Source organism: Mycobacterium sp. P4_H6 (assembly GCF_056400845.1).
On sequence record NZ_JBFUKN010000079.1, the window covers coordinates 13,142 to 30,439 of the forward strand.

A 17,298-nucleotide genomic window follows, 5' to 3' on the forward strand; every position below is an offset into this window, starting at 1 on the left:
GTCAGCCTATCGACAGCAGTGATGACACGTATCGAAAGCAATCGTTGGACTTGATCGGTCTCAGGGGGTGTGATGAGCAGGTGGATATCAGCAGACGGAATTTCGCCCGCATCACCACCGCGGCGGCGGGTGCGTTGACACTCGCGGCGTGCACGACCGCGCCGCAGGCCACCGGAGCACCCGCGCCGGCACCTCCCGCGCCTGCGCACACCCTCGGCCCGGTGAAACAGATCAAAGCCGGCCTGCTCGACGTCGGCTATGTCGAGGCGGGTCCGGCGGGCGGGCGCCCGGTCATTTTGCTGCACGGCTGGCCCTATGACATCCACAGTTACGCCGATGTCACCGCTGACCTTGCGGCCCAGGGCTTTCGGGTGATCGTGCCGTTCACCCGCGGGTTCGGATCCACCCGGTTCCTGTCCGGTGGCACCGTCCGCAACGGGCAGCAGGCGGCGATCGGCCACGATGTCATCGATCTGATGGACGCACTGAACATCCCCAGCGCCATCCTCGGCGGGTATGACTGGGGTGGCCGGACAGCCAATGTGGTTGCCGCACTGTGGCCGCAACGCGTGAGCGGGCTGGTGGCGGTCAGTGGCTACATCGTCGTCAACCTCGCGGCGAACCTGGAACCGTTGTCGCCGCAGGCCGAGTACGGCTGGTGGTACCAGTACTACTTCGCCACTCCGCGAGGTGAACTCGGCTACCGGCGCAACACCAAGGACTTCAACCGACTCATCTGGCAGAACGCCTCACCGCTGTGGCAGTTCGCGGACTCCACCTACGACCTGAGCGCCGCGTCATTCGACAACCCCGACCACGCCGAGATCGTCGTGCACAACTACCGGTGGCGGCAGAGCCTGGCGCCGGGTGAAGCCCGCTACGACGCCGACGAACAGCGGCTCGCCGGCCGCCCCACCATCGCCGCGCCCACCATCACCATCAGCAGCGATTTCGACGGCCCGGCCAAGGACGGCACCGGTTACCGCAAGCAGTACACCGGGCCGTACGAGCACCGGGTTCTCGACGGCATCGGGCACAATGTGCCCCAGGAAGCGCCCGCCGACTTCACCGCCGCGGTGGTCGATGTCAGCCGGATGTGACCAGATTTTGTTGTCGTAGCCCTCTGCGATAATCGTGATATGTCGCCTCCCACAACCGCTTACGCCGAGCACGTGCCTCCGGTGCGGCGTATTGAGGTGTTGTTCGAGGAGATGGCGGAGTTGACCGGGCAGCGCAATGCGATCGATGGCCGGTTGGTGGAGATCGTTGCCGAGATCGACGGCAGAGGCACGGATGACGGCAACTCCTTGTGGGGGGCCACCGGATGCCGATCGATCGAAGCGCTGGTGGCGTGGAAGGCCGGGGTCAGCCCGCGCCGGGCCGAAGCCATGGTCGCCGTCGCACATCGCATCGACGAACTTCCCCGCTGCACCCAGGGCTTGCGGGAAGGCCGGGTCTCCTTGGATCAGATCGGGGTGATCGCTGAAGGCGGTGGCGAGGGCTGCGATGAGCATTACGCGGAGTTGGTGAAGGTCGCCACGGTCAGCCAGCTGCGGACCGCGGTCAAGCAGGAACCCCGGCCTGAGCCCGAGTCCAAGCCCGAACCCAAGCGCAAGATCACCACTATCGAGGGCGACGATTCCACGACGTGGCGGATCACCCTGCCCAAGGTGGAGGCCGCGAARTTCGAGGCCGGCCTRCAGTCACACCGCGATGCRTTGGTCGCGGACTGGAAACGCGACCACGACACGCACGACAGCATCGACCCCGAGGACGGCAGTAAACGCCAGTACGACGCCGAGCCAAAGATCTCTGAGCAGGCGCCGCCGTTCCCCGACGGGGTGGATGCGTTCATGAGCCTGGTTGAGGCCGGCTGGGACGCCGAGGTGGCGGCTCGCCCGCACGGGCAGCACACCGCCGTGGTGGTGCATGTCGATGTCGAGAAGCCTGTGGCGTCACTGCATCTGGGTCCTGCGCTGACAGCAGACGATCGGCGATATCTGCTCTGTGATGCGACGTGTGAGGTGTGGTTCGAACGCCACGGCCGACCCATCGGGGTGGGCCGGGCGACCAGAACGATCAGCCGCCGGCTACGCCGCGCCCTGGAGCACCGCGACCAGACCTGCGTCGTCCCGGGCTGCGGTGCCACCCGAGGTCTGCATGCCCATCACCTGGTGCACTGGGAGAACGGCGGGGCGACCGAGCTGTCCAACCTGGTCCTGCTGTGCCCGTTCCACCACCGGATGCACCACAAAGGCGGCATCACCCTCACCGGACCCGCCGAGGACCTGAAAGTCACCGACAGCGACGGTGAAACCCTCATCAACACGTCGCTGGCCCGGCCACCGACGGTACCGCCACCCGATGTAGCACCGTGCCCCGGACCACTGGGGGAACGCGCGCAATGGTGGTGGTACACACCCTTCGCACCACCACCGCCGACGACCAACTAGGCGCCGGTTACTCCAACACGAAAACCGGGATCTGCCGGTCGGTCTTGGTCTGGTACTCCGCGTACGGCGGGTAGGCGTCAACAGCGAGCTTCCACCAGTGTTCGCGCTCGGCGCCCTCGATCTCGCGGGCGGTCAGCTCCACGACCTTGTCGCCGTCCTGCGCGGTGACCTGCGGATGGGCCTTCACGTTGTGGTACCAGGACGGGTGCTGTGGATCGCCGCCCTTGGAGGCGACCATGGCGTACTTGCCGTTCTCCTCGACGCGCATCAGTGGCACATAGCGCTTCTTCCCGGACTTGGCGCCGGTGGTGGTGAACAGCACGACCGGGCGGTCCAGGACCTCGACCCCGTCGGTGGTGCCGTTCTCGATGATGCGTTTGGTCTGTTCGCGTACCCAGTCGGTGGGGCTCAGCTCGGGGTTGTCAGTCATAGGGCCAATAACAGCACGCCCGGCGCCGGCTATTCCACATCTTGACCGGATCTGAGACCCTCGCCGGGTGACTGCACGCGGTGATGTCTTCATATCTGTGCCCGAGCTCGTCCAGCGGCTGGACGCCGGCGACCCGACGACCATCCTCGATGTCCGGTGGCAACTGGGTGCGCCCGACGGGCGTGACGCGTACGAAGCCGGGCACCTACCCGGAGCGGTGTACGTCGCACTGGAGGAGGAACTCAGCGATCACGGCGTGGCCGATCGCGGTAGGCATCCGCTGCCGTCCGGCACGGATCTGCAGGAGGCCGCCCGGCGGTGGGGTGTGCGCCGCGGGGTGCCGGTGGTGGTCTATGACGACTGGAACCGTGCGGGGTCGGCCCGCGCCTGGTGGGTGCTGCGCGCCGCGGGCATCGACGATGTGCGCATCCTCGACGGCGGGCTGGCGGGGTGGCGGGCTGCCGGGGGTGCGGTGCAGACCGGGTCGTCGACACCGCCACCCGGGGACATCGTCGTCGAACACGATGATCTGTACGCAGGCGCACTGCCGACACTGACCGCCGAGGAAGCCGCCGAACATCCGAACCTGCTCGACGCCCGCGCGCCGGAGCGGTTTCGCGGCGAGGTCGAGCCTGTCGATCCGGTGGCCGGCCACATCCCCGGCGCCAAGAACCTGCCCAGCACGTCGGTACTGACCGACGATGGGACCCTGCTGTCCGAGGATGAGCTGGCGGCGCTGGCCTGGTCGTTCGGCGGTTCCGAGCAGGTCGGGGTGTACTGCGGCTCGGGTGTCACCGCCGCGGTGCTGGTGGCCGCCCTGTCGGCGGCCGGAGTGGACGCGGCGCTGTTCCCCGGCTCGTGGTCGCAGTGGAGTGCGCAGGACGGACCTGTCCAGACCGGTGATCAGTGATGGGCGATCATCTTGACCGCCACCACCGCGGCACCCGCACCGGCGAGCAGTAGCACGGCCATTGCCTGCTGCCACCAGACCAGCCCCGCCCGGTGCACCGCCGCGAAGGCGATGAGCCCCATCTCCGCGACCAGGAACCACATGGCGATCCACACCGCGGTGGGGGTGTCCAGTACGCCAAAACCGGCCAGCGCCAAGATCAATGCGGGCGCCGCCGCAGCCTGCAGGATCTGACCGGAGGATGCCAGCATCGCCCAGGCCGCCCGACCCCGCGGCGCCTTTCCCTCCACGCTGAGCCGGGCGATGAATTCGGCCAGCAGCGCCGCCGCCCACAGCCCGCCCGCGGCGACCGCGACGTCGATCACCCGGAACCAGGCGTTGGTGTCGATATTCGTGTAGCGGGCCAGTGCCGCGAGGGTGGCCAGACACGAGATCGCGCCGTACATCCGCTCCCGCAACGCGGCCACCACATGTTCGACCTCCGGGCCGTCCTGCACCGTGGGCGGCCTCACGTCAGCCGCTCCAGCAGGAAGGTGCCGATCTCGCGGATCGAGGTGTCCATGATCTCGCGGTTTCCCTGAGTGTTGAAGGCGTGATCGACCGGGTAGGCGGTGTGGGTGACATCGACGCCGCCCTCCCGCAGCCGGCCGGCGATCTCCACCATCTCCGGGCCCAGGGTGTCGAGGTCACCGGTCTGGATCAGGGTGGGCGGCATCTTCTTCGGCAGGTCGGTGTCGTGGTACGGCGATGCGACCGGGCTGTCGTGACTGGCCGGGTCCACGAAATAGAGGCGGGCCGAAAGCTTCTGCAGTGTCGGAGAAATCGCCGCGTTGGCCTTGGGCGACGTGCGGTCGGTGCGCGTGCAGTCCGCGACCGCGTAGGACAGCACCGCCGCGCGCAGCGCGATCGCGGTGTCGTGCGCGTACTGCGCGAGGTTCATGCTGAGCTTGGCGCCGGCGCTGGCCCCACCGACACTGACCCGCTCGGCATCCCAGCCCTGCTGGTCGGCATGATCGAGCGCCCACTGCAGCACATCGATGCACTCCTCTTCTGCCACAGGGAATGTCACCTGCGGGGCAGCGTGATAGTCGATCGCTAGCACCACACAGCCGATATCGGAGGCCAGGTAGCGACAGATGTGGGCGTCCTCGTGGGTGTTGCGCAGCACGAAGCCGCCGCCGTGGATGTCGATGTGCAGCGGCGGGCGGCGGGTGGGCACCCGCACCACGGCGGGCGGGTCGAGACGGTGCGCCGGTCTGGGGATGTTGGGTGGCCGGAACACCAGCGGAGCGGCCTGCTGCGCCAGGTACGCCAGCGCGTACTCCAGCGGCGCGATCCGGGGGTTCGACATGGCTGACACGCTACCGTGGGCTATCGCCGGTCCCTACGGAATCGGCCGCACCGTCAGCATCTGCGATGACGCCCCGATCGGCCCGCTGTCGTCGTGAATGATGCTGTGGGTCAAGCCGAGTCCGTCGGCGCTGAACGACACGGTGGTGTCGAAACCCAGCCAGTCGCCGCGCGGCTCGGCGAACAGGTGTGCGGTCAGGTCGATATTGGGAAAGCTCACCTCGGTGGGCTCGGCGCGCACGGCCAGCCCGTTGGCGATGTCGAGCAGTCCGATGGCCCGGGCCGATGGACTGACCGGTTCACCGGCGACCAACCCGGTATCGGTGCGCACCCACGCGCAGGAGCGGCCCGGCGCGTGCGCGAGGCGGCGCACCTCGGCCGATGCGATGAACCCACCCGGCCATACCCCCGACATGTCCCAGGACGGCATCTCGCCGGCGCCGGGGATCGACGGCAGCGCCGAGCCCACCAGATGTGCGGTCGGGAACCGCTGCATCAGCCAGGCGCGCAGCACCAGCACCGCGCGGCCGCCGTGGCTCATCGTCGCCTCGACGAGTTCGATGCTGCGGCCCGGTCGTAGCACCCGGACCGCCACCTCGACCGCCGCGACGGGCACCGTGCCCAGGATGTCGTAGGACAACCGGGTCAGCGGTAACCGGTCGTCACGACGGCGGTCACGGTCACGCTCGATCACGTGCGCGAGGAGTCCGAGGGATGGCGCGATGTGCTGCTCGGAGGGGCTCCAGGCACCCAGGGTGTATTCGGTGGCCCGGAAGCTCGAATCGCCGAGACGTTCGAAGTAGTGCATTGTGACCAAACGTTACAGCCCAGAATCGCGTCGATCGGATAGCTGGTCTGGCCACCTCGGTTCGGCCATCGTGGCGCGGTGAGCAAGCAGATCATCTTGAACGCGTTCGACATGAACTGTGTGGCCCATATCGTCGCCGGCACGTGGCGCCATCCCGAATCGCAGGCGGCCCGGTACAAAGACCTGGAGTACTGGACCGATCTGGCGAAGCTGCTGGAACGCGGGTTGTTCGACGGGCTGTTCATCGCCGATGTGCTGGGCATCTACGACGTGTACGGCGGCGGTCCGGAGGCGGCCCTGCGGGCCGGAACCCAAGTGCCGGTCAATGATCCGATGCTTCTCGTGTCGGCGATGGCGGCGGCCACCCGGCATCTCGGATTCGGTATCACCGCGGCAACGTCTTTCGAGCACCCGTACTCATTCGCCCGCAGGATGTCCACGCTCGATCACCTCACCAAGGGCCGGATCGGTTGGAACGTGGTCACCGGCTACCTGGAGAGCGCGGCCCGCAACCACGGCCTGGACACCATCACCCCGCACGCCGATCGCTACGACATCGCTGACGAGTACACCGAGGTGCTCTACAAGCTGTGGGAGGGGTCCTGGGAGGACGACGCGGTAGGCACCGCCCCCGACCGCGCCCACTACGCCGATCCCGCCAAGGTGCACGCCATCGAGCATGACGGCAGGCACTTCCGGGTGCCGGGCATCCACCTCTGCGAACCCTCGCTGCAGCGCACTCCGGTGCTGTATCAGGCCGGCGCCTCCCACCGCGGCCGCGCGTTCGGCGCCGAGAACGCCGAGGTGATCTTCATCGGCGCGCCGACCAAGGACGTTCTGCGCGAAGCGGTCGCCGACATCCGCACCCGCGCCTCCGATGCGGGCCGCGACCCGTACGACGTCAAGATTGTCAACGGCCATGTGGCGGTGACGGGCGCGACCGAAGCTGCCGCCAAGGCGCGCTACGAGGATTTCCGCAGGTACACCGATCCGGAAGGGGCCCTGGCGCTCTGGTCGGGCTGGCTGGGCAGCGACCTGTCGAAATTCGATCTCGATGACCCAGTGGCGGTCACCGACAACGAATACCTGAAATCGTCGGTGCAGATGTTCGGGCAGGGCCAGTGGACGCTGCGTGATTTCATCGACGCCCACGCCATCGACGCCGAGGGTGGCTTCACTGTCGGCTCGGGCACCCAGGTCGCCGATGACCTGCAGTCCTGGGTCGAGGACACCGACGTGGACGGATTCAACATCACCAACGTCATCACCCCCGGATCGTTCGCCGACTTCATCGACCATGTAATCCCCGAACTGCAGCGACGTGGGGTCTACAAGACGCAGTACACCGAAGGCACCCTGCGGCACAAGCTGTTCGGGCGTGGAGCCCGCCTACCCCAAACCCATCGTGCGGCGGGGTACCGCCGCGTCACCCAGGAGGCAACCCGATGACATCGACCGCGACCGAACCGCTGACCTACGGTTCCGCACGCCTGGCCGCGCTGCTGGCCGAGATCGGCGAAGGCGCGTTGGAGCGTGAACGCGCCAACGACCGCCCGTTCGCGGTCATCGACCGGATCCGCGAGGAGCGCCTCGGTGCGCTGCGGGTGCCGGTGGCAGACGGCGGAGGCGGCGCCAGCCTGCGCGAACTGTTCGCCACCGTCATCGCGCTGGCGGCCGCCGATGTCAACGTCGCGCACATCCTGCGCGGGCATTTCGCCCATGTGGAGGAACGGTTGCGCCTCTCCGGCGACGACCGGCAGCGGGCGATCGATCTGGCGTTGTCCGGTGCCATCGTGGGTAACGCCTCGACCGAACTCGGCTCCGAGCCCGCCGGCGGTTTCGTCTGGCAGACCAAGCTCACCAAGGACGGAGATGCCTACCGGCTCAACGGAAAGAAGTTCTTCACCACCGGCACGTTGTACGCCGACTACGCCGAGGTGCTGGCCAGCGACCCGGACGACGCCTCGGTCATCGCGTTGGTGCCCACCGACCGCGACGGGGTCACCGTGCTCGACGACTGGGACGGCTTCGGTCAGCGGGCCACCGGCACCGGCACCGCGATCTTCGAGAACGTCGCGGTCTCCGCCGACGAGCTGCTGCAGTTCTCCCCGCCGGAAACCGATGCCGAGCGGCCGCCGCTGTACCACTCGGGCGCGTTCTTCCAGCTGTACGTGACGGCACTGGAAGTCGGTGTGCTGCATGCGCTTCGCGCTGACGCCGTCGCGCACGTGCATCAGCGGGCCCGCAGCTTCACCTGGGCCCCCAACCCGTCGGCGCCGGATGATCCCCTGCTGCAGCGCGAGATCGGGGAGATCGCCGCCGCGGCCTATGTCGGGGAGGCCACCGTGYTGGCCGCCGCCGACGCGCTGGCCATCGCCTATGCGGCCGACATCAGCAAGACCGACCCGAATCTGGAGCTCGCGCACGAGGCTTCGCTGCAGGCCGCGGCGGCCAAGGTGGTCATCGATCAGCTCGCGCAGAAGGCCGCATCGCAGATCTTCGATGTCGGTGGCGCCTCGGTGGTGCGGCAGTCCCACCTGCTGGACCGGCACTGGCGCAACATCCGGACCCTGGCCTCACACAACCCGACGTCCTACAAGGCCCAGGCGATCGGCGCGCTGTACACCCGCGGCACCAAACTCCCCGGCAGCGGCTACTTCTGACCCGCGATTTGTGGAGTCGCCGTCGGAACCATTCCGACCGCGACTCCACAAATCGCGAAAAAGCACCGCGGTCTTCACCATGGCGTCGCAGCGCAAGCTCATCGTCAAATAGCCGCCTAGAATCGGGGCATGGCCCGTAACTATGCGACTGCTGACTCGGTCTCCCTCGAAGAACTGCTGGCGTTCGTCCGCCCTCGTCACGCAATGGTGCTGACCACCTTCCGCGCCGACGGGTCGCTGCAGAGTTCCCCGGTCACAGGTGGGGTGGACGAGCAGGGCCGCATCGTCATCGCCAGTTATCCGCAGCGCGCCAAATCGGTGAACATCGGGCGCACCCCGCGGGCCAGCGTGACCGTGCTGTCCGAGGAGTTCAATGGCCCGTACGTCCAGGTCGACGGCGATGCCGAACGCATCGACCTGGACGAGGCAGTGGAGCCACTGATCGACTATTTTCGTGCGGTGGCCGGCGAGCACTCGGACTGGGATGAGTATCGCCAGGCCATGGTCGATCAGGGAAAGTGCCTGCTGCGCATCACACCTCGACGGTGGGGACCGGTCGCCACCGGCGGCTTCCCGCCCCCGCGTTAGTTCGGGCGCCGGTACTTGCCTTTCGGGTCGAACCCGGAATTGCTTATGGCGGTGGATAACCCGGTGCCGATCGGTCCGAGGCGGTCGAACAGCCCGGTGGATCCGGTGGCGATCCCGTCGGCGCTGGTGTGGCTCAGCGCGGCGAGGCCGATGTACGGGCCGTCGGGTAACCGGCTGAGCGCCAGGGTGTAGTCGGCGTTGATGAACGCGAGCCCCGCGGTGCTGAAGTTGGTCATCGAGCTGGTGACATCGACGGCCATCGCCGCCCGGATGAACGGCGTCGGCGCTTGGCCGGCCACCAGATCACGGAACTCGCGGACCCACGCGTACCGCGGTCCCGCCTGCTGCCAGGGGAATTCCTGGCTGTTCGAGTCGGCGGTCGGTCCGTAGGCCCGGATGAACATCGGGACGGTGTCCCCGATGTTGGCGGGTTCGGCCGGTATCGGCGGGAGAGTGAGGGCGGTGCTCCAGAACTCACCGTCGGGCTGGGCGCCGCGACGCAGGTACAGCGCCGAGGCGCGGGCCACGAGGTGGCCGTCCTGGAGCATCGCGGCGTCCACGGCGCGCATCCGGCCGCCGGCGCGCACCACGGTGGCGCTGACCCGGACCGGTTCGGTGGCCACCCGGCGCAGGATCTCGACCGTCAGCCGGGCCGGGTGCAGGTCGGGGTCATCGACCTGGGCCTCGATGGCGCGGGCCAGCAGACCGCCGACGACCTGGCCGCCCAGTGTGGGCCCCCAGCCGCCGTGGGCGACGGGGTTGGGCACCAACTCGTCGCCGCGGCGGGTGAGAAACGGCGTCGCCGTTGTGCTCGTCATGTGGTTCCTTCCGAGATACTGCCGAAATCATTACCGTTGTTGCAACGGTAACTCGTGGCGATTGCGCTGGTGAGCCGAGTCGGTGGATTAGCCTGAGCGCATGAAGCTGGACGGTCAGCAGCTGGCCGCGTTCGCCGCGGTGATCGAGCTCGGCAGCTTCGATGCTGCCGCCGAGCGGCTGCATGTCACCCCGTCGGCCGTCAGTCAGCGCATCAAGGGCCTCGAACAGCGGGTGGGTCAGGTCCTGGTGGTCCGTGAAAAGCCCTGTCGGGCAACCGCGGCCGGAATTCCGTTGCTGCGGTTGGCCGCGCAGACCGCGATCCTGGAGTCCGAGGCGCTGGCCGAGACCGCGGGCGGGTCGACCGAACGCACCCGCATCGCGATCGCGGTCAATGCCGATTCGATGGCGACCTGGTTCAACGGGGTGTTCGCTCAGCTGCCCGGCGTGCTCTTCGATATCCGGATCGAGGATCAGGACCACTCGGCGAGGCTGCTGCGCGAGGGGGCGGTGATGGGTGCGGTGACCACCGAACGCACCGCGGTGCCGGGTTGCCGCGTGCAGCCACTGGGCGTGATGCGCTACGTGCCGGTGGCCGTCGAGGAGTATGTGCGCGCGCACCTGCCCGGCGGGTTCAACGCCGCTGCTGCGGCGGCGGCACCGTCACTGGCGTGGAATCGAGATGATGCTCTGCAGGACAACCTGATCCGCAAGGTGTTCCGCAGGCCGATCGCTCGCCCGGTGCACTATGTACCGACAGCCGAGGGTTTCGGGGCGGCGGTGCGGGCCGGTGTGGGGTGGGGCATGTATCCCGAGCAGCTCGTCAACGCGGACTTCGTCCAGATCGCCGACGTACATCTGGACGTGCCGTTGTACTGGCAGAGCTGGAAGATGGACAGTGTGCTGGTCGGCACCGTCGGGGCGGCCGTACTGAGCGCGGCCGCAGCGCTGCGGCAGCGCGGCCGCTAGGCCGAGGCGCCGACCTTGCGGCGAGCGGCCTTCTCCTCGTAGAAGCGGGCCCGCTCGTCGACGGCGGCCAGGAACTGGGCGAGTTCGATGCGGGCCTGTTCGCCGTCGGGACCGAAGTCGCTGCGGTCGAAGATCTGCCAGAAGCGCAGCACCGGCTGCAGCACCTCGTCGTGGTGGATGCGCAGATCGTAGATACCGGCTTTGGCGATGAGGATGGAGTTCTCGTGAAAGTCGGTCATGCCGGCGCCGGGCATCGTGAATCCGATGACCTCATCGCGGATGGCCTGCATGGCGGCGTCCGGAGCGATCTCGAGCGCGGCCGCCATCAGGTTGCGGTAGAAGACCATGTGCAGGTTCTCGTCAGCTGCGATCCGGGCGAGCAATTGGTCGGCGATCGGGCAGCCGGAGGCCCGCCCGGTGTTGCGGTGCGAGACGCGGGTGGCGAGCTCCTGGAATGACACGTAGGCCAGCGCCGCCAGCGGTGTCTTGTCGCCCGAGTCGTATCCGGCGATGGTGTGCTCCATGCGCAGTGCCTCGAGCTTGGAGGGGTCCACGCCACGGGTCACCACCAGGTAGTCGCGCAGCGCGATGCTGTGGCGTCCCTCCTCGGCAGTCCACTGACCGACCCAGGTGCCCCAGGCGCCGTCGCGTCCGAACCGGGTGGCGATCTCGCGGTGATAGGACGGCAGGTTGTCCTCGGTCAGCAGGTTGACGGTGAGCGCGGCCTTGGCGACCGGGTCCAGCGGGGAGTCCTCGGGCGCCCAGTCCTCGCCGCCGAGAAAGGCGAAGTCGCGCCCCCGGCTCCACGGGACGTAGTCGTGCGGGTCCCACGGTTTGACGGTGCTGAGGTGGCGCTCGAGGTTCTGCTCGACGATCGGTTCCAACTCGTGTAACACGCTGGTCTGATCCACCATGGCGGACTCCGTTTCCTCTGCATACAACGAAACCTACGGTACCGTAACTTACGGTACCGTAGGTTGTCGTACTTGGAAATGGATCCGAAGATCCGGACCTGCTAGCTGATCCCGACAATCTCCTGGGCGATGGTGCTCAACCGCGACTGAGCGGCCGAAACCACGCGCTGGCGATTCTTGTGGAACTCTTCGTAGGCGATCACCACGCGGATATCCGCCGGCTCGTCCAGTTCCTTCACCRCCGCGACGGCGTCATTCACGTTGAGCTCGTCGTAGCCGGCGATGGGAAGTTCCGACGCCTCCAGGACGCCGGTGTTGCCGCGCAGGTTGTGCAGCGCATCGGCCACATCGTCGGCGCCCTCACGCCGGCTCACCTTCTCGGCCGCCGACAGCGCGGCGTCCCGCGAGGCGGACAGCGTCTTGGCGGCGATGTCGCCTGCCTGGCTGCTGCGGGCCAGCGCCTCGTCGACGGCCGGGCGGGTGGAGCGGACCGTGGTCAGCACCCGGTCGAATGCGCGGGTGGCCAGCTGCCCCGGCAGGTTGGCGAGCTTGACCGCCGCACCGGCCGCGGCCTGAATCGGCGTGCGGCGCAGCGCCGCAGGGCCGCCCAGCGCGTCCTCTGCAAGGACGGTGGTCAGCCAGATGACGGTCGCACTGTGCGCCTCGATCAGCGAGTCGGCGAGTTCCTGCACCTCGGTGTTACCGGCCGCGACGGCCAGCGACTTGAGGTAACGCGCGCGATCGACGAGCAGATGCTCCAGCGCGAGATCGCCCAGCAGTGCTTCGGCGAATGGTTCGGCCTGCTCGGTCAATGCCTTCACCAGCGCGGCGGCGCGGCCGAGGAACGGTCCGAAGAAGGTGGGCGAACCGCCGAGCTCGCGGATGGTCGCCTCGATCAGCGCGGCGCGGGTGCGGGCGTTCTCGGCATTCTTGGTCAGCTCCTCGTGCACCGCATCGGTGCGCGCCTGGCTGGTGCGGAATTCAGCGATCTGGATCTCGGTGCTGGTCAGTTCCAGCACGGTTCGCAAGTTCGTGATGAGAGTGGTGGTGTCAGTCATGACGTGGGCCCCCTGAAATTGTTGGTCACGGCCGTGATGGCCGTGCGACGCGGACGCGCCCTGTCCAGTCGGCTACCCGGACCCCCTGGGCTTGACACAGAAAGGCCGGGGGATGTGGCCCAGATCTCGTTCTCGCGGCTTCCTGACTCGACACGGCTCCTATGTCACCCGTAATAACTGCAGTTCAAGCTACAGTATGACGGCTGTCATAGGAGGATGGACGCTATGGGGATGTCCGATCACGATGCGCGCAACCGCATGGTGTCCGGAGCGGCCGACATGCTGGGGCGGCGCGGTCTGAGCGCGATGACCGTGCGCGATCTCGCCAGACACGCGGGCGCACCGCTGGGTTCGACGTACCACTACTTTCCCGGCGGGAAGGCGCAACTGGCCGCCGAAGCGGTCCGTTGGGCCGATGCGCACACGACGGCCGAACTGCAGCAGGTCGCCGACGCCGGCCCTGCCGCGATGCTGGATGTGCTGCTCCGCAGCTGGAACAAAGTATTGGTGGACAGCGAGTTTCAGCGTGGCTGCGCGGTCCTGGCGGTCGCGGTGCAGAACTCGACCGATGACGACGACGATCCCGCGCCGCGGGATGCCGCAGTGTTCGCCTTCAGCAACTGGACGACGATCCTGGCGAGAGCGCTGCGTCACGCGGGTGTGGCCGACCCCGGGGCGACCGACACGGCGATCCTGATCGTGGYCGCCGTCGAAGGCGCGGTGGCCATGAGCCGCGCCGAGCGCAGTACCGACCCGCTGGCCGCGGTGGGCCGCCGTCTACACGCGATGCTCACTGCGCTCAGAGCTTGACCCGCAGCACGTCTCGAAGCGGCCGACGAGGGGTGGGCGGCGCCGTCTCGTCGAGTTCGGGAATCCGGCCCAGGCGCACCACCACCTGTGGGAACGGCCGGCCGACCAGCGCGCTGATGATGTCCCGGCTGACCGGCACCTCGGTCAGGTGACTCAGGGTGCACGATGCGTAACCCGCCATGGTGGCGTCGAGGAGCAGGGCGGAAAGGGCCTCACCGCAGCGCAGCAGGTCGTCTCGGGTGTCCTCGAGCGCGGAGATGACCACCAGCTGGGCGGTGTCCTCGACGACATTGCGGCGACGCTCCTGATTGTGCGTGACGGGAAAGGACCGCCCGACGTCGACGCGATCCGCCTCGGCCGCCGACACCAGCGAGCTGTGCGGAATGCCGTCGTTCACCTCGAAGGGCGATGTCCACCAGTCGATCTCGTGATGGTACGCCGAGTCGTAGAGGCGCAGCGCGTCGGTGAGTTGGGAGGCGTCCGCGACGGCGGGCCGGTCGGCAGGGGCGATGATGTCCACTGCCACAGCGGGATCGGCGGACTCGCGCAGCAGCAACTCGAAGGACTCCCAGTCGACGGGCGCCGTCATCGGTAGCCGGTCGGTACGGCGGCGCAGGATGGCATCGGCACGGCGTCGATGACCATCGGTGACGGTGTCCAGCGTGCCGAAGGTGATGGTGGCCACGTGGTGGTGGTCGTTCGGGTTGGGGTAGCGCTGCACACGAGCGTCCAATCCGGCGGCGGCCGCGGCGACCCGGAAGTGGTCCAGTGCTGCGCCACAACTGATCACGGCCTGCCTGCCGCCGGCGTCGGTGGCCACCAGCCGGTCGGTGTCGACGAACAGTTGCACGCCCTCGGCCGAGATGACCCACCGCCACGGCTGGCTGTTGTGATACGACGGGGCGCGGCACGCGAGGTGCACCATGTCCTCGATGGTCTTCGCAGGGACCAGGGTCGGCGATGTCGTTGCCATGAAACGAGTCTGCGCCGATGTGCAGTCGGGCCGGTAGGGCCGGAAGTCCCTAACCCTCCAGGTACGCGACGATCGCCTTGGACAGGCCGTGCCGGGCCTCGTCGAGATCGATGTAGGAGCCGAGTTGGCGCTCGGAGGTGATGCCGCGCATTGCGCCCGGGATGAACAGCGCGACCTCACGGACCCGGGCCGGATCCACATCCAGATCGGAGAATGCGTTCTGGCAGTCGGTGATCCAGGTCTTCTGCCAGGAGGCCAGCTCGGCCGCGGTCTGCGGATAGTGCTGCTCCAGGTCGGTGCGATCGCGGGGGAGTGCGGCACGCAGGTTCTCGATGGCCCGGGAATCGGTGCCGCTGAGCCCGTCGTAGAGGATGTCCAGAATCCCGGTGACGCGCTGCGCCAGGGAACCGTGCGGTGCCGCGTGCGCCGGGATGGTGCCGCGGCGTTCGGCGGTGCGTCGCAACACCGCCGCCCAGAGCCCGTCGATATCGCCGAACTGGTACTTGACCGTGCCCCAGGTGGCGCCGGCGTCCTTGGCGATGCGATTGCCCGAGACCGAGCCGGGAGCTCCGGATGCCAACGCCTCCAACGCCGCATCGAGCATGCTCTCGCGGCTGGCCTGCCCCCGCCGGTTGGTGCGGCGCTCGGCGGCTTCGGTCACCGGGTGGATGCTACGCGACTCTTGACTTTGATAGAACCCTCTGTGATTCTTGGCCCATGGCAAAGCCACCACTGTCGATGAAGCCGACGGGCTGGTTCCAGGTGGCCTGGTCGGACGAGATCGCCGTCGGCGATGTACACCGGATGACCTACTTCGATCAGGAGATGGTCGCCTGGCGGGCGGAGTCCGGCCGGCTGACCGTCATGAACGCCTACTGCGAACACCTCGGCGCCCACCTGGGCTACGGCGGGCAGGTGAAAGGCGAAGTCCTGCAATGCCCTTTCCATGGCTGGCAGTGGAACGACGAGGGCCGCAACGTCTGCATCCCGTACCAGGAGCGGCCCAACCGCGGCAGGCGGATGCGGATCTATCCGGTGGTCGAGCGCAATGCGTCGGTCTACATCTGGCATGACGTCGAGAACCGGGAACCGTTCTTCGACGCGCCGGACATCTTCGCCGACTTCGGCGACCGCACCGCGGGTGACTACTACCCGCAGCAACGGCTGTTCCGGCAAGGGCTGGAACTGCATCCGCAGTACGTTCTGGAGAACGGGGTGGACTTCGCGCATTTCAAGTACGTGCACCAGACGCCCATCGTGCCGGTGTTCACCCGCCACGACTTCGCCGAACCGGTGTCCTACGTCGACTTCACCATCACCTTCGAAGGCGACGACGGACAGAAGATCGAGGACGTCAACAGCGGCGTCGAGGCCATCAACGGTGGGCTCGGTATCGCCGTGACCAAGAGCTGGGGGATGGTCGACAACCGGACGATCTCGGCGGTCACCCCCGTTGACGACCGCACCTCCGATGTCCGTTTCATGGTGTACATCGGCCGCACCCCGGGGCGCGACGACCAGCGGGCGGAGGACAAGGCCCGTGATTTCGGTGAGGAAGTCATCCGGCAGTTCACCCAGGACATTCACATCTGGTCGCACCAGCGCTATTCGGATCCGCCGGCGCTGGCCACCGCCGAGTACGAGGGCTTCACCGCAATTCGCAAGTGGGCCTTGCAGTTCTATCCAGACGGTCTCGGTGGCAGCGCTGCGGACCTTGCCAGAGTGAGAAAGGTCGACACGCTATGACCGAGCAGATCCGCGTCTTCCAGGTTGCCACCGGCAACGTGGGCACCGAGATGATCAAACGGATTGCCGCCCATCCTGATCTGTCGCTCATCGGGCTGCACTGCTACACGCCGGAGAAGGTCGGCCGCGACGCCGGCGAGATCGTCGGCCTGGCGCCCAACGGCGTGATCGCCACCGGTTCGGTCGAGGAGATCATCGCGGCCAAACCCGATGTGGTCACCTTCCACGGGGTGTTCCCAGACGAAGACCTGTACGTGCAGGTGCTCGAAGCCGGAATCAACATCGTGACCACCGCCGACTGGATCACCGGATGGCACCGCGATACCAACCATCCGCATCCGTCCGGGCGTCCGGTCAGCGAGGTGCTGGCCGCGGCCGCCGCCAAGGGCGGGGCAACGTTCTACGGCACCGGGATGAACCCCGGCCTGAATCAGATTCTGGGCGTGGTGTGTTCGGCCGACGTCGCCGAGATCGACAACATCACCACCATTGAATCGGTGGACGTCTCCTGCCACCACTCCGCCGACACCTGGAAAGAGGTCGGCTACGGACTTCCCGTCGATGACCCGCGACTGCCCGGCATGCTGGAGAAGTACACCCGTGTCTTCGCCGACAGCGTGCTGCTGATGGCCGACTGTTTCGATGTACAGCTCGACGAGGTGAAGTTCAGCTACGAACTCGGGGCCTGCACCAAGGATGTCGATCTGGGCTGGTATCAGCTGCCGAAGGGATCGCTGGGCGGCAACTACATCAAGTACCAGGGGTTGGTCGGCGGCGTGCCGAAGATCGAGACCCATCTGGAATGGCAGA

General features: G+C 67.5%; 19 protein-coding genes. 10 read left to right on the top strand and 9 right to left on the bottom strand.

Annotation, left to right across the window (positions count from 1 at the left end):
• Positions 1–80 precede the first annotated feature (80 nt).
• Complete coding sequence (locus tag AC1DTF_RS25170) at positions 81–1,100, top strand: alpha/beta fold hydrolase (protein ID WP_477476049.1); 1,020 nt, start codon at positions 81–83, stop codon at positions 1,098–1,100.
• 39 nt (positions 1,101–1,139) lie between these two features.
• Entirely contained in the window at positions 1,140–2,453 is a 1,314-nt protein-coding gene (locus tag AC1DTF_RS25175; RefSeq protein WP_477476050.1) for an HNH endonuclease signature motif containing protein, read from the top strand.
• A 7-nt stretch (positions 2,454–2,460) separates the two neighbouring features.
• On the opposite strand, the gene AC1DTF_RS25180 is transcribed toward AC1DTF_RS25175, so the two are convergent.
• On the bottom strand, positions 2,461–2,883 hold the full coding sequence (locus tag AC1DTF_RS25180) for a nitroreductase family deazaflavin-dependent oxidoreductase (protein ID WP_057170457.1): 423 nt from the start codon (positions 2,881–2,883) through the stop codon (positions 2,461–2,463).
• A gap of 67 nt (positions 2,884–2,950) precedes the next feature.
• Between AC1DTF_RS25180 and AC1DTF_RS25185 the strand changes: the two genes are divergently transcribed.
• On the top strand, positions 2,951–3,793 hold the full coding sequence (locus AC1DTF_RS25185; protein WP_477476051.1) for a sulfurtransferase: 843 nt from the start codon (positions 2,951–2,953) through the stop codon (positions 3,791–3,793).
• On the opposite strand, the gene AC1DTF_RS25190 is transcribed toward AC1DTF_RS25185, so the two are convergent.
• From AC1DTF_RS25190 to AC1DTF_RS25200, 3 genes are read right to left on the bottom strand one after another with little or no spacing between them, the layout of a single operon-like run.
• On the bottom strand, positions 3,787–4,305 hold the full coding sequence (locus tag AC1DTF_RS25190; RefSeq protein WP_057170455.1) for a hypothetical protein: 519 nt from the start codon (positions 4,303–4,305) through the stop codon (positions 3,787–3,789). The two genes, AC1DTF_RS25185 and AC1DTF_RS25190, sit on opposite strands and share 7 nt — an antisense overlap.
• Positions 4,302–5,144, bottom strand: a complete 843-nt coding sequence (locus tag AC1DTF_RS25195; RefSeq protein ID WP_477476052.1) for an alpha/beta hydrolase — start codon at positions 5,142–5,144, stop codon at positions 4,302–4,304. Before AC1DTF_RS25195 ends, AC1DTF_RS25190 begins: the two co-directional genes overlap by 4 nt.
• A gap of 33 nt (positions 5,145–5,177) precedes the next feature.
• Entirely contained in the window at positions 5,178–5,951 is a 774-nt protein-coding gene (locus tag AC1DTF_RS25200; RefSeq protein ID WP_057170453.1) for a thioesterase family protein, read from the bottom strand.
• A gap of 78 nt (positions 5,952–6,029) precedes the next feature.
• On the opposite strand from AC1DTF_RS25200, the gene AC1DTF_RS25205 reads away from it, so the two are divergent.
• From AC1DTF_RS25205 to AC1DTF_RS25215, 3 genes are all read left to right on the top strand, one after another.
• Entirely contained in the window at positions 6,030–7,400 is a 1,371-nt protein-coding gene (locus AC1DTF_RS25205) for an LLM class flavin-dependent oxidoreductase (RefSeq protein WP_057170452.1), read from the top strand.
• Positions 7,397–8,614, top strand: a complete 1,218-nt coding sequence (locus AC1DTF_RS25210) for an acyl-CoA dehydrogenase family protein (RefSeq protein WP_477476053.1) — start codon at positions 7,397–7,399, stop codon at positions 8,612–8,614. The genes AC1DTF_RS25205 and AC1DTF_RS25210 overlap by 4 nt, the downstream gene beginning before the upstream one ends.
• A gap of 129 nt (positions 8,615–8,743) precedes the next feature.
• Positions 8,744–9,202: a PPOX class F420-dependent oxidoreductase gene (locus AC1DTF_RS25215; protein ID WP_477476054.1), complete on the top strand. Its 459-nt coding sequence runs from the start codon at positions 8,744–8,746 to the stop codon at positions 9,200–9,202.
• Here AC1DTF_RS25215 and AC1DTF_RS25220 read toward each other — a convergent pair.
• Complete coding sequence (locus AC1DTF_RS25220) at positions 9,199–10,020, bottom strand: thioesterase family protein (protein WP_477476055.1); 822 nt, start codon at positions 10,018–10,020, stop codon at positions 9,199–9,201. The genes AC1DTF_RS25215 and AC1DTF_RS25220 overlap by 4 nt on opposite strands.
• Before the next feature lie 100 nt (positions 10,021–10,120).
• Between AC1DTF_RS25220 and AC1DTF_RS25225 the strand changes: the two genes are divergently transcribed.
• Positions 10,121–10,987, top strand: coding sequence for a LysR family transcriptional regulator ArgP (locus tag AC1DTF_RS25225; RefSeq protein ID WP_477476056.1), 867 nt, complete (start codon positions 10,121–10,123; stop codon positions 10,985–10,987).
• Here AC1DTF_RS25225 and AC1DTF_RS25230 read toward each other — a convergent pair.
• Together AC1DTF_RS25230 and AC1DTF_RS25235 are read right to left on the bottom strand one after the other, a co-directional pair.
• A complete protein-coding gene (locus AC1DTF_RS25230) occupies positions 10,984–11,901 on the bottom strand; it encodes an acyl-ACP desaturase (protein WP_057170447.1) in 918 nt (305 codons plus the stop codon). The two genes, AC1DTF_RS25225 and AC1DTF_RS25230, sit on opposite strands and share 4 nt — an antisense overlap.
• Before the next feature lie 101 nt (positions 11,902–12,002).
• Entirely contained in the window at positions 12,003–12,959 is a 957-nt protein-coding gene (locus AC1DTF_RS25235; RefSeq protein WP_477476057.1) for a ferritin-like domain-containing protein, read from the bottom strand.
• A 231-nt stretch (positions 12,960–13,190) separates the two neighbouring features.
• Here AC1DTF_RS25235 and AC1DTF_RS25240 point away from each other — a divergent pair, with 231 nt between their 5' ends.
• Complete coding sequence (locus AC1DTF_RS25240) at positions 13,191–13,769, top strand: TetR/AcrR family transcriptional regulator (RefSeq protein ID WP_477476058.1); 579 nt, start codon at positions 13,191–13,193, stop codon at positions 13,767–13,769.
• Here the strand turns inward: AC1DTF_RS25240 and AC1DTF_RS25245 are convergent.
• Complete coding sequence (locus AC1DTF_RS25245; protein WP_477476059.1) at positions 13,759–14,742, bottom strand: Acg family FMN-binding oxidoreductase; 984 nt, start codon at positions 14,740–14,742, stop codon at positions 13,759–13,761. The two genes, AC1DTF_RS25240 and AC1DTF_RS25245, sit on opposite strands and share 11 nt — an antisense overlap.
• A 49-nt stretch (positions 14,743–14,791) precedes the next feature.
• Positions 14,792–15,403, bottom strand: a complete 612-nt coding sequence (locus AC1DTF_RS25250) for a TetR/AcrR family transcriptional regulator (protein ID WP_477476060.1) — start codon at positions 15,401–15,403, stop codon at positions 14,792–14,794.
• A 56-nt stretch (positions 15,404–15,459) separates the two neighbouring features.
• Between AC1DTF_RS25250 and AC1DTF_RS25255 the strand changes: the two genes are divergently transcribed.
• Positions 15,460–16,488, top strand: a complete 1,029-nt coding sequence (locus AC1DTF_RS25255) for an aromatic ring-hydroxylating dioxygenase subunit alpha (RefSeq protein WP_477476061.1) — start codon at positions 15,460–15,462, stop codon at positions 16,486–16,488.
• Positions 16,485–17,298: dihydrodipicolinate reductase (locus AC1DTF_RS25260; RefSeq protein WP_477476062.1), on the top strand; the 814-nt coding region annotated here is incomplete at its 3' end. The genes AC1DTF_RS25255 and AC1DTF_RS25260, both read left to right, overlap by 4 nt.